At 59.1% G+C, this 11,825-nt stretch carries 9 protein-coding genes and 1 tRNA gene; 5 read left to right on the top strand and 5 right to left on the bottom strand.

Annotated features, from left to right (window positions below; translation table 11 throughout):
- Nucleotides 1-56: 56 nt before the first annotated feature.
- The 3 genes from QSJ36_RS01730 to QSJ36_RS01720 all read right to left on the bottom strand — a co-directional run bounded on the left by QSJ36_RS01730 (nucleotide 57) and on the right by QSJ36_RS01720 (nucleotide 2,133).
- Nucleotides 57-686 (bottom strand): MBL fold metallo-hydrolase, encoded by a 630-nt coding sequence (locus tag QSJ36_RS01730; protein ID WP_022397968.1) that lies wholly within the window; start codon nucleotides 684-686, stop codon nucleotides 57-59.
- A gap of 91 nt (nucleotides 687-777) precedes the next feature.
- Nucleotides 778-1,779, bottom strand: a complete 1,002-nt coding sequence (gene pyrC, locus QSJ36_RS01725; RefSeq protein ID WP_102730377.1) for a dihydroorotase — start codon at nucleotides 1,777-1,779, stop codon at nucleotides 778-780.
- Between the two features lie 276 nt (nucleotides 1,780-2,055).
- A tRNA-Asp gene (locus QSJ36_RS01720) sits at nucleotides 2,056-2,133 on the bottom strand.
- Nucleotides 2,134-2,368: 235 nt separating this feature from the next.
- On the opposite strand from QSJ36_RS01720, the gene QSJ36_RS01715 reads away from it, so the two are divergent.
- The 3 genes from QSJ36_RS01715 to QSJ36_RS01705 are packed head-to-tail and all read left to right on the top strand — an operon-like array spanning nucleotide 2,369 to nucleotide 7,094.
- A complete protein-coding gene (locus tag QSJ36_RS01715; protein ID WP_022397970.1) occupies nucleotides 2,369-2,839 on the top strand; it encodes a MarR family transcriptional regulator in 471 nt (156 codons plus the stop codon).
- Nucleotides 2,840-2,845: 6 nt separating this feature from the next.
- On the top strand, nucleotides 2,846-3,979 hold the full coding sequence (locus tag QSJ36_RS01710) for an efflux RND transporter periplasmic adaptor subunit (protein ID WP_022397971.1): 1,134 nt from the start codon (nucleotides 2,846-2,848) through the stop codon (nucleotides 3,977-3,979).
- A gap of 7 nt (nucleotides 3,980-3,986) precedes the next feature.
- A complete protein-coding gene (locus tag QSJ36_RS01705; protein WP_102722339.1) occupies nucleotides 3,987-7,094 on the top strand; it encodes an efflux RND transporter permease subunit in 3,108 nt (1,035 codons plus the stop codon).
- Between the two features lie 107 nt (nucleotides 7,095-7,201).
- On the opposite strand, the gene QSJ36_RS01700 is transcribed toward QSJ36_RS01705, so the two are convergent.
- Nucleotides 7,202-7,672: a dihydrofolate reductase gene (locus QSJ36_RS01700; RefSeq protein WP_285466437.1), complete on the bottom strand. Its 471-nt coding sequence runs from the start codon at nucleotides 7,670-7,672 to the stop codon at nucleotides 7,202-7,204.
- Nucleotides 7,673-7,693: 21 nt separating this feature from the next.
- Nucleotides 7,694-8,509 carry a thymidylate synthase gene (locus QSJ36_RS01695; RefSeq protein WP_285466435.1) on the bottom strand — a complete coding sequence of 272 codons (816 nt, stop codon included), beginning with the start codon at nucleotides 8,507-8,509 and terminating at the stop codon, nucleotides 7,694-7,696.
- A gap of 143 nt (nucleotides 8,510-8,652) precedes the next feature.
- Between QSJ36_RS01695 and cls the strand changes: the two genes are divergently transcribed.
- Together cls and QSJ36_RS01685 are read left to right on the top strand one after the other, a co-directional pair.
- On the top strand, nucleotides 8,653-10,107 hold the full coding sequence (cls, locus tag QSJ36_RS01690) for a cardiolipin synthase (RefSeq protein WP_102736489.1): 1,455 nt from the start codon (nucleotides 8,653-8,655) through the stop codon (nucleotides 10,105-10,107).
- Between the two features lie 106 nt (nucleotides 10,108-10,213).
- Entirely contained in the window at nucleotides 10,214-11,737 is a 1,524-nt protein-coding gene (locus QSJ36_RS01685; protein ID WP_102733239.1) for a pyruvate carboxylase subunit B, read from the top strand.
- Nucleotides 11,738-11,825: the final 88 nt, after the last annotated feature.

The following is an 11,825-nucleotide window of genomic DNA, read 5'->3' as shown; positions in this document are numbered from 1 at the left end:
TTGTATGCTTGCTAGAGAGTAGAGCACGTCCCCGCGCAGCGGCGCGGGAAGCGTGGTCAGGAGATGAACGGATTGGTCAGCAGTTCATTCTTCACGGTGGTGTACGGTCCGTGCCCCGGGAAAATCATGGTCGTGGCGGGCTGGTTGAGCACTTTCTTTTCTATGCCCTGTTTCAGCAGGCGCAGGTTCCCTCCCGGAAGGTCCGTCCGTCCGATGGAACCGGCAAAGATAACGTCTCCCGTGAACATGATTCCCTCGTCCGGCAGGTCGTAAACGATGCTGTCCGGAGAGTGTCCCGGCACCTGGTGCAGATGCCACAGCAGGCCGCCCCAGTTTGCCGTGTGGATGTCCGGCGTGAGTATTTCATCCACCACAAACGGCTGTACGTTGAGGGGAAGCCCCCAGGCGTCGCGCGCCATTTTTTCCAGCGTCAAGTCTTCAGTGTAAGGCTGTCCGGCATGAATGCGGCAGCCGAAGATCTGGCGCATGCGGCAGGCGTCCTCCACGTGGTCAAAGTGCTGGTGCGTGATGAGAAGGTCCGTGATGATGATATCGGGCTTTTTGGAGTATATCCAGTCCGCGAAGCCGGACGGAGCGTCCACCGCCACGTAAGAGTTATCCTTCGTCTTGAAGAGATAACCATTACAGGAAGCTACTCCACCCGTATAAACGCGAATCCGATCCATGAGCAGGGATTGTAGTGAGATCGTCCGGAATATCCAGTATAAAGACGGTTTCCTTCAATTGCTTTCTGTCATCTTCCCGCGGGGGTGGCCGTCACACCAAGCTCCAGGGAATGACGCTTCCGGCCTCCATCGGCACCACTTTCTGTCCATGCCCCTCGTAGGCGTCCGGCACCAGCATTTCCCGCCGCTGCAGGCGCACCGTCCTGGCAGGAGGCTTCAGTCCGTACAGGGAACAGGCATGGCCGGAAACGAAGCCCTGCAACCGGTCCAGGGCGCCGTGTCCGTCAAACAGGGCCGCCAGGCGCGGCAGGGCGATGGGAGCGGTGAATACGCCGGCGGCGCAACCGCACGCTTCCTTGGCGTGGACGGGATGGGGGGCGGAGTCACTGCCGAACATGAGACGCGGATGTCCGGATAGGGCAGCTTTCAACAGCGCTTCCCGGTCTTCCGGCCTTTTGGCGATCGGCTTGCAGAAGAGGTGGGGGCGCAGCATGCCCCCGGCCACGTCGTCCAGCGTGATAAGAAGGTGCTGGAGGGTTACGGTAGCCGCCAGGTTTTCAAATTCATCCAGCAGCCGTACGGCGGAGGCCGTGGTGATGTGTTCCATGCAGATGGTCAGCCGGGGGAAGCGGGTGGCCAGATCACGGTAAACGTCCAGGAATTCGGCTTCCCGGTCCATCACGAATCCGTGGCTTTCACCGTGCACCAGCAGCGGAATGCCCATTTCCTGCATGAGGGACATGGTGCCCTCCGCATCCTTCATGGCCCTTACGCCTCCTTCGCTGTTCGTGGTTGCTCCCGCCGGGTACAGCTTGATGCCGAATACCAGTTCCTTGAGCGTAGCCAGTTCCTTTTCGGAATAGGAGCGGAAGAACGCCGTCATGTACGGCTGGAAGACGTCTCCCCCGCAAGCGTCCAGCACCCGCTGCCGGTAGGCCTGCACCGCCTCCGCATCCGCCACAGGGGGCACCAGGTTGGGCATGATGACCGCCCCGGCAAAGGAGGCGGAACTCAGGGGTGCGACCAGTTTCAGCATGTCGCCGTCCCTCAGGTGAAGATGCATGTCCAGCGGGGAGTGCAGTTCCAGAATCATGCGGGTATCATGGGGGAAGATTGTGGCGAAATCAAGCATGGTCCCCTGCTCCGCGGAAAGGAGGGGTTTGGCGGAGAGAAGGAGAAGGGGGAATAAGAGCCTCCGCTCCCGGTTGGATGCCTTTCATTCAAACCGTGGGGATTTATGCAAAGGCTCCACTCCCTGCCGGGATGCGTCTTGGGAAAAAACAGGCAAACGAACAGGTGCCGGAGAACCGGACAATCCCAGGGCACAAAAAAGCCGCCCGGAGGCGGCCGTTTCTTCTTTGAAACAAGGTGGCGAAGCGGACGGGGCTCGAACCCGCGACCTCCAGCGTGACAGGCTGGCGCTCTAACCGAACTGAGCTACCGCTCCATGACCTTGAATGTTGTTCCTGCCTTGCGGCGAGGACGTGGAGGCTTATACACGCCTTTATACCCCAGTGACAAGAAAAAAAGACTTTTTTTGAAACTTCCGCAACCTCCGGCGGTTTGTATGGTGAAGGAGCCGTGATTTTTCATTTTTCCGATTTATTTCGACACGGCAACAAATTCTCAACTTTATTTGTTTTAGTTTGACAACAATTAACCGGTTTTGACATAACAGCCCCATGCTTCAACCTGCCGTGGATATCACTACCTCCGTTCACAAGTTCGAGACCATCCTTTACCAGTTTAAAAGAGATAACTTGAATGAAGTGGACCAGAGCCACTATCAGAAGATCATGGGGCTCTCCGTCCGGCAGATGAATGCCCTGGGCGCCCTGAACCGGTTGATGACCAACCGCCATGAAGGCATTCCCCTGAAGACGCTCGCCCACCATCTCCGCATGAGCATTCCCTCCACGTCCCTGCTGGTGGACAGCATGGTGAAGAAGGGCCTGTTTGACCGCAAGGAGAACCCGCGCGACAGGCGTTCCCTGTGCATCCGCCTTTCCGAGGAAGGGGAGTCCAGGTTCCAGCTGCTTTACAACGGCATGAAGCAACGGCTGGACACCCTGTTCAGCACCCTGGCGGAGGAGGACAAGGAGAATTTCTGCCGCATTGTGGATACCCTTTACAACCACGTTTACAGTAAATAATACCATATGAAAAAACATACGCACCAACGGAAGGTTCCCCTCCGCCTGCTGGCCGGATCCGGACTGCTTTTCTCTCTGCTTGTTCCGGGTTATTCCCAGGGAGCGCCGGGAGGGGCCGCCAAGCCCAGTACCGTACTCGTCGAGAAAGCGACCGCCATCGACAGCGCGGTGAACAAGAAATACATCGGCCAGGTGGAAGCCATTGACCGGGTAACCGTACAGCCCCGCGTTTCCGGCAACATCGTGGCCACCCGCTTCCGGGAAGGCAAGGTGGTGAAGAAGGGAGACCTCCTTTTCGAGATAGAAGACACGCGCTACAAGGCGGCCGTGGAGGAAGCGGTGGCCAAGAAGGCCCAGCTTGAAGCCAAGCTGCTTTACGCGAAGAACAGCTTTGAACGCTATAACAGGCTGCTGGCCTCCAAGTCCGTCTCCATGGATACGGTGGAAAACGCCAAGAGCACCATGCACGCCCTGGAAGCGGAGATCCAGTCCGCAGACGCCGCCATCACGGTAGCGAAGGATGACCTCAATTACACCAAACTGACGGCCCCCATCACGGGACGCACGGGACGCGTCACTTTTTCCACGGGCAATTACATCACGCCCACCTCCGGTTCCCTGGTGACCATCACGGGCATTGACGAGGTGTACGTGAAGTTCCCCATCAGCGAACGCGATTTCCTTTCCCTGTTCGGCACCCAGGAGAAGATGAAGAAGGATGCCCTGGTGTCCGTCAACCTCGCCAACGGCAAGGCATACGACCAGCCGGGCAAAATTTTCATGACGGACAATACCGTCCAGCCGACTACGGACACCCTGAACGTCTGGGCCAGGTTCCCCAATCCGGAAGACGTGCTGACGCCCGGCGGCGTGGTGACGGTGAATCTTTCCAAGAAGAACGTGGACCGCTTCCCGGCTGCCAACATTTCCTCCGTGATGCACGACGCCTACAAGAGCTACGTTTACGTGGTGAATGACCAGGGCGTGGTGGAGCGCCGCGACGTCACGCTGGGCAACACGGTCAATAATGAACAGTGCTTCAGCTCCGGCGTGAAGGAAGGGGAAGTCATCATCATCGACGGCATGCACAAGGTGCGTCCCGGCGCCAAGGTGAATCCGGTGTATTCCGCTCAAAACTGATCCTCCCATGATTGCGGACCTGTTTATCAAACGCCCCAAATTCGCCATCGTCATCGCCATCCTGATGATTCTGGCGGGCGGCATCTGCCTGAAGCAGCTGCCCATTGCGGAGTATCCGGAAATCGCCCCCACCAGCATCAACGTGCAGGCCACTTACACGGGCGCGAGCGCCCAGGTGGTGATGGAGACGCTGGCCTCCCCCATTGAGGAGGAATTGAACGGGCTGGAAAACCTGCTTTATTTCTCCTCCAAGTCTGACAACACCGGCGGTTATTCCCTTTCCCTGACGTTCAAGAGCGGCACGGATTCGGACATCAACATGGTGAACGTCCAGAACGCCTTGAAGCGCGTGGAGTACAAGCTGCCCAAGGAAGTGACGGACCAGGGCATCAAGATACGTAAGCGCTCCTCGGACATCCTGGGGTTCTTCGCCTTCCGGTCCACCAGCATGAGTTCCCTGGAGCTGAACAACTTCGTCAAGTCCAGGGTGAAGGATGAGATCGCCCGCGTGCCGGGCATCTCCGCCGTCAACCTGATGCCGGAAAAGAATTACAGCATGCGCATTTGGCTGGACGCCCTGCGCATGTCCGCCCTGAATATCACTCCGGATGACGTTTCCAACGCCATCAAGGCGCAGAACGTGCAGGCCGCCGCCGGGTCCATCGGTTCGGAAGGGGAAAACAATTTCATCCAGTACAAGGTGAACGTCACCGGGCGGCTTCAAACCGTGGAGGAGTTCAGCAAGATTATCGTCCGCACCGGACAGGACGGCCACGTCACCCGTCTGGACGACATCGCCCGCATTGAGCTGGGCGCGGAAACCTACACGGGCAGCAGCCGCAACAACGGGGAGGATTCCGTGAACATGGCCGTGTACCGCCTGGACGACGCCAATGCCCTGGAAGCCATGAACGGCGTGAAGGATACGCTGGTCAAATTGCAGGAACGCTTTCCGGACGGCGTAAGCTATGTCGTCAGTTACGACCCCACGCAATATATTTCCGCCACCATGGCGGAAATCGTGGAAACGCTGATCATCGCCCTGATTCTGGTGGTGGGCATCACGTACGTGTTCCTTCAGGACTGGCGCGCCACCCTCATTCCGGCGCTGGCCATTCCCGTTTCCCTGATCGGCACCTTCGCCATCCTGCTGCCGCTGGGCTTTTCCATCAACGTGCTGACCATGTTCGGCCTGATTCTGGTGATCGGCTCCCTGGTGGACGACGGCATCATCGTGGTGGAGAATACCATGCGCATTCTGGAAACGGAAGACCTGACCCCGGAAGAAGCCACCAAGAAGAGCATGCACCAGATTACGGGGGCCATCATCGCCACCACGCTGGTGACGGTGGCCATTTACGTGCCCATCGCCTTTTTCGGCGGCATGGTGGGGAACATTTACATGCAGTTCTCCGTGACCATGTGCGTGGCCCTCTGCCTTTCCGCCATCAATTCCTTGACGCTCAGCCCCGCCCTGTGCGTGCTGCTGCTGAAGAAGAAGAAAAGGAAGCAGAGCAGGTTCAGCCCCTTCCGCCCCTTCAACGCCACGCTGGAATGGGCGCGCAAGAGCTATATCAAGTGCGCCGGCATCATGGTGCGCCGCGCCTGGCTCACGCTGATTCTGCTGGCCGCCGTGCTGCTCGGCAACTGGAAGCTGTTTGAAACCGTTCCCAAGTCCTTCCTTCCCCCGGAAGACAAGGGCACCGTCTTCTGCGACATCCAGCTGGCTCCGGGCGCTACGCTGGGCCGTACGGAACAGGCCATGCGCAGCGCGGAGCAGAAGCTCATGAGCATTCCCGGCGTGCGCCAGGTTTCCTCCACCTCCGGGTTCAGCTTCATGGGCGGCAACGGGGAAAACCTGGGCATGTGCATCGCCCAGCTTGACTCCTGGGACAAGCGCAAGACTCCGGAGCTTTCCCTGGATTCCATCATGCAGAAGGCTTCCATCCTGTGCGACGAGATTCCGGCGGCCAAGGCCACCGTGTTCAGCCCACCCGCCATCATGGGCCTGGGCCTGACGGGCGGCGTCTCCTTCATGCTCCAGGCCAGTGGCGAGGAAACTCCCAAGGACCTGGAACGCGTGACGAACGAACTGCTGGACAAGATCAACAAGCTGCCGGGGGCCATGTACGCCCGCAGCGCGTATGAGGCGAACACGCCCCAGCTTTTCCTGAACATCGACCGTGAAAAGGCGCAGAGCATGCACGTGCCCGTAAACCGCATTTTCACGACGCTCCAGAGCAAGCTGGCCTCCATGTACATCAATGATTTCAACCTGATCGGCTACACGTTCAAGGTGAAGATGCAGTCCGCGGCGGAAGACCGCACCAGCATCAACGACATCATGAACACCTACATCCAGAACGACCAGGGCCAGATGGTGCCGCTCAGCTCCGTAGCCACTCTGTCCTACATGGTCGGACCGCGGCAGATATCCCGCTTCAACCAGCTCATGTCCGCGGAAGTGACCGCCCAGGCCAAGCCAGGCGTCAGCAGCGGAGAGCTGATGAACCAGATTGAGGCCCTGCCGCTGCCGGAAAATTATTCCATCACCTGGACGGACATGAGCTACCAGGAACGGCAGAATGACGGCAAGATCGTGCTGCTGATGGGCATGGCCCTGCTCTTCGGCTACCTGTTCCTGGTGGCGCAGTATGAGAGCTGGACGGTGCCTATTTCCGTCATCGTCTCCGTCTCCGTGGCCCTGCTGGGCGCCCTGCTGGGCCTGATCATCTGCAACACTCCCCTGAGCATTTACGCCCAGCTCGGGCTGGTGATGCTGGTGGGCCTGGCCGGGAAGAACGCCATTCTGATGGTGGAGTTCTCCAAGATGGAGCGGGAACGCGGCGTGCCTATCCAGGAGGCGGCTCTGGAAGGAGCCCGGCAGCGTTTCCGCGCCGTGATGATGACGGCCATTTCCTTCATCATCGGGGTGTTCCCCATGGTGATCGCCTCCGGCGCAGGCGCGGCAAGCCGCAAGGCCATCGGCATCTCCACCTTCTACGGCATGATTCTTGCCACCGTGGTGGGCATCCTGTTCATTCCGGCGCTGTACGCCATGTTCCAGCGCTACCGTGAATGGGTGAAGGCCCTGTTCACCGGAAAGGCGCAATAACGGGAGAAAAAATCCCTATTTGGAAGACGGGGCGGCTTTGCCGCTCCGTCTTTTTTGCGCTTCATCCCATATCCGGGGAGAATGCGGAAAAGAAGCCGTCCCTTCCCCTACTCGTACAAGTACAGGTCAAAGCCTTCAAACCGTTCCTTCAGGGATGCATGGCCAAGCTTGTCCTCAAACGGCGGGAGGAAAGTATCCGCCGGATATTCCCCCTTTACTTTGGAGACCCACATGCGGGACATGAACGGCATCATGAGTGAAAAAATTTCCGCCCCGCCGATGACCATGACTTCCGGGTTCATCAGCTCCAGCCGTTCCAGTTCCTCCACGGAATGGATCACCTGAACCCCTTTCGCCGTCCAGGCCGGATCACGGGTCAGCACGATGTTCTGCCTGCCGGGGAGCGGCCTGCCGATGCTCTCATATGTCTTACGGCCCATCAGCACGGGATGTCCCGTCGTAATGCGCTTGAAGGTCTTGAGGTCGTCCGGCAGTCGCCAGGGCAAGGTTCCCCGGTAGCCTATGCCGCGGCCGGAGGCCATGGCGACTACTCCTGTATAAGTAACGGGCTGTGACATGATGGATCAAGGGGTGGAATTCTAGACGGAAATGGGCGCCTTGATGTGCGGCAGGGGATCGTACCCCACGAGTTCAAAATCTTCATACCGGAACCCGTCAATGGTTTTCACCTCCGGGTTGAGCTTCATGACCGGCAGAGGGCGCGGCGTGCGGGAGAGCTGTTCCCTCGCCTGGTCCAGATGATTCCGGTACAGGTGCAGGTCTCCGAAGGTGTGGATGAATTCCCGCGCCTCATACCCGCATACCTGCGCCACCATGAGCAAAAGCAAAGCGTAGGAGGCTATGTTGAAGGGAACTCCCAGGAACAGGTCCGCGCTGCGTTGGTAAAGCTGGAGGGAAAGCCCGTGCTTCTCCTCTCCCGGCTGGGCCGGAATCACGCAGAACTGGAACAGGGAATGACACGGAGGAAGCGCCATGTCATCCACCAGGGCCACGTTCCACGCGCTGACGATGTGCCGGCGGGACCACGGATTGTTTTTAAGGCCGTCAATCAGTCTGGCAATCTGGTCAATGGGCTTCCCGTCGTTCCCCGGCCAGCAGCGCCACTGCGCGCCGTACACGGGCCCCAGCTCCCCATTCTCGTCAGCCCATTCATCCCAGATACTGACTCCATTGTCTTTCAGGAACTTGACATTAGTTTCCCCTTTCAGGAACCAGAGCAGTTCGTAAATGATGGAGCGCAGATGGAGCTTTTTGGTGGTCAGGCACGGAAAACCGTCGCGCAGGTCATACCTGCTCTGCCGCCCGAACACGCCGATGGTGCCCGTTCCGGTACGGTCTTCCCTCCCCTCCCCGTTGGTCAGGACATCCTCCAAAAGTGCCAAATACTGTTTCATTCCCTTAATTTACGCTTTTCTAATCCCTAGACCCGTGATAATACGAGCATGCGCCACTTTAGTACCATCTCCAGCCTCAAAAGCCAGCCTTTTCACCGCTTCCCGCCGTTTTCCCCCTCAGCATCTTTTCCGGTTTCCGTTCCATGATCATCCCTGAAGAGCCATATTTGGGATTTGCCGCCCTCTGCCACATAGCAGGCGCATTCTGCCTGATTCCGGCCCTGCTCCACACGCGCACGCCGCAGGGAACCATCGCGTGGCTCATCTCCCTGCTGGCCTTTCCGTACATTGCGGTGCCTTTTTACCTGATTCTGGGGCGGCGCAGGTTCAGCGGATATGTGGAAACGCGCCGCCGCCAGACGGATCCGGAATCCTCCTGGGGGGAACTGACGGATAAAATCACGAACTGCATGGCCCCGTATGCCGTCCAGTCCTCCGATACGGTGGGAAAGATCATGCACACGCTTTCCAACATCGTGCGCCTGCCCGTCTGCCGCGGCAATTCCTGCCGCCTGCTCATTGACGCGGACCACGCCTTCCCGCGCATTTACGACGCCATCAAGAACGCGGAGCACTATATTCTGATTGAATTCTTCATCATTAAGAACGATTCCGTGGGGCAGAACCTGAAAGACCTGCTGATTGAACGCGCCAGGGCCGGCATCCGCATCTACATGCTGTATGATGAAATCGGCTCCCACAAGCTTCCCCCCGGCTACATCTCCGCCCTGCGGAAGGAGGGCGTGAACATTGAGCCTTTCAACGGAAAACGCCACTTCCTGAGCAACATCCTGCGGCTGAACTTCCGCAACCACCGGAAACTGGTGGTTGTGGACGGGGCCACTGCCTTCATCGGCGGCATGAACATCGGGCGGGAGTACCTGGGCAAGGGAGCCCTGGGCTACTGGCGGGACACGTTTGTGCAGCTGGAAGGCCCCTCCGTCCAGCAGACGCAAATCAGCTTCCTGGAAGACTGGAACTGGGCCATGCTGAAATCCGGTCCCTCCTCCCTGCCCTGCCTGTGCTGGGAAATTACGCCCCAGCGGGAGGATGAAACCGTGCTGATGCTTCCTTCCGGCCCGGCGGACGTCATCCCCGCCTGGAAAACCGCGATCATTGCCCTGGCGAACAGAGCCCGGGAAAGGCTCTGGATAGCCACCCCCTACTTCGTCCCGGACGAAGGGGTGATGGCCGCCCTCCAGGCCGCGGCCCTGCGGAACGTGGATGTGCGCATCCTGCGTCCGGAACGGGCGGACCACATTCTGGTGAAGCTGTCCTCCTTCACCTTCCTCCGTGACCTGGACACGTACGGCATCCAGGTCTGGGCCTATCAGAAAGGGTTCCTGCACCAGAAGGTGATCCTGATGGACGACGACATCGCCACCGTGGGCACCGCCAACCTGGACAACCGTTCCCTGGCCCTGAATTTTGAAATCACCGCCGTCATCCACTCACCCGCCGTCTGCGCGGAGGTGAAAGCCATGCTGGAGAAGGATTTTGCTTCCTCCAAAAAGGAATCCCTGGAGGATTACAACAACAAATCCCTGGGGTTCAAGATGCTCTGCAACCTGGCGCGGCTGATGGCTCCCGTGCAGTAGTTCTTACGGTGAATCCGCTGTTGTACGCTTGACCTGAAAGAGAGGCTGTGAGAAAATCATCCTCAAGAAGCCACCTCTTCAATTTTTAACAATAGTTAACTAAATAATGAATCCTGTTACATTCAATTGTACCGTTTTGCGCGACGGGCACCAGTCCCTGGCAGCTACCCGCATGAAGACGGAAGACATGCTGCCCATCGCCCCCATTCTGGACTCCATGGGCTTCAGCGCCCTGGAAACCTGGGGCGGCGCCACCATCGACGCCGGACTGCGCTTTTTGAAGGAGTGGCCCTTTGACCGCCTGGACGCCCTGAAGAAGGCCGCCCCCAAGACGCCGCACATGATGCTCCTGCGCGGCCAGAACATCGTGGGCTACACCAACTACGCGGACGACGTGGTGGAAGCCTTCGTCGCCATGAGCGCCAAGCACGGCATGAACATTTTCCGCATTTTCGACTGCGTGAACGATCCGCGCAACATGGAGACCTCCATTCGCGCCGCCAAGAAGGCCGGAGCCCAGGCCCACGGCACCATCTGCTACACCACTTCCCCCGTGCACACCACGCAGAGCTTCGTGGACATGGGCCGAGAGCTGGCGGACATGGGGGCGGACGCCATCGTCATCAAGGACATGGCCGGCCTCATCCCCCCTTATGTGACCCATGAACTGGTCAGCGCCCTGAAGAAGGACCTGAATATCCCCGTCTGGATCCACACGCATGACACCGCGGGCCTCGGCGCCTCCACCTACCTCAGCGCCATTGACGCCGGGGTGGACGCGTGCGACGTCTCCATCTCCCCCTTCGCCAACGGTACGGGCCAGCCGGACTGCCTGCGCATGCTCGCCCTGCTGAACGGCAATCCCCGCAAGCCGGATTACGATGCGGACAAACTCATTGAGGTCTCCGAAATGCTCAAGCCCGTTTATGAAAGCCTGGGCAAGTTCACCTCCCACCGCAACGAAGTGGTGGACTCCGACACGCTCCGCTACCAGGTGCCCGGCGGCATGCTCTCCAACTTCCGCACCCAGCTCAAGGAACAGGGCATGGAAGACAAGTTTGAAGAAGTGTTCGCGGAAATCCCCGTGGTCCGCAAGGCCCTGGGCTGGATTCCGCTGGTGACCCCCACCTCCCAGATTGTGGGCGTGCAGTCCATGCTGAACGTGAAGTTCGGCCGCTGGAAGAACATTACTCCCCAGGCGGCGGACATCGCCCTGGGCTACTACGGCCGCACCCCGGCCCCCGTGGACCCGGAAGTGCAGAAGCTCTGCGCAGAAAAGATGGGCAAGGAACCGATCACCTGCCGTCCGGCAGACCTGATCAAGCCCGGCATGGAAGACCTGCGCAAGAAGCTTGCGGAAAAGGGACTCCCCACAGACGACGAACACTGTGTGATTTACGCCATGTTCCCGCAGCAGGTGGAAGACTTCTACAAGAAGCCGGAACCGAAGGAAGAAGCTCCCGTGCAGGTGAACACCGCTCCTGCCGCAGCTCCCGCGGCTGCTGCGCCGTCCATGACCGTCATCGACAACGGCATCACCGCCCAGGTGAGCGGCCCCTCCGGTTCCCGTGACCTGACCATCGTCATCAACGGGCAGTCCCACTCCGTGAAGGTGGAACGCGTCGGCTAAAAATCTCCGGCATACCGGATAAAACCACTTGCGGGCGGTCCCCTCCATGAAAGGGACCGCCCGCTTTGCCATTTACGGATTCCTGAAA

This window comes from Akkermansia sp. NBRC 115031 (assembly GCF_030268505.1).
GTDB classification, from domain to species: Bacteria; Verrucomicrobiota; Verrucomicrobiia; order Verrucomicrobiales; family Akkermansiaceae; genus Akkermansia; species Akkermansia massiliensis.
This window is presented reverse-complemented; position numbering and strand designations above follow the sequence as displayed.

Bases quoted from the DNA above. Each gene is read 5' to 3' on its own strand.
- QSJ36_RS01715 (WP_022397970.1), top strand. From the start codon at position 2,369: ATGCTTCAACCTGCCGTGGATATCACTACCTCCGTTCACAAGTTCGAG.
- QSJ36_RS01685 (WP_102733239.1), top strand. From the start codon at position 10,214: ATGAATCCTGTTACATTCAATTGTACCGTTTTGCGCGACGGGCACCAG.
- QSJ36_RS01705 (WP_102722339.1), top strand. From the start codon at position 3,987: ATGATTGCGGACCTGTTTATCAAACGCCCCAAATTCGCCATCGTCATC.
- QSJ36_RS01730 (WP_022397968.1), bottom strand. From the start codon at position 686: ATGGATCGGATTCGCGTTTATACGGGTGGAGTAGCTTCCTGTAATGGT.
- cls (WP_102736489.1), top strand. From the start codon at position 8,653: ATGATCATCCCTGAAGAGCCATATTTGGGATTTGCCGCCCTCTGCCAC.
- QSJ36_RS01700 (WP_285466437.1), bottom strand. From the start codon at position 7,672: ATGTCACAGCCCGTTACTTATACAGGAGTAGTCGCCATGGCCTCCGGC.
- pyrC (WP_102730377.1), bottom strand. From the start codon at position 1,779: ATGATTCTGGAACTGCACTCCCCGCTGGACATGCATCTTCACCTGAGG.
- QSJ36_RS01695 (WP_285466435.1), bottom strand. From the start codon at position 8,509: ATGAAACAGTATTTGGCACTTTTGGAGGATGTCCTGACCAACGGGGAG.
- QSJ36_RS01710 (WP_022397971.1), top strand. From the start codon at position 2,846: ATGAAAAAACATACGCACCAACGGAAGGTTCCCCTCCGCCTGCTGGCC.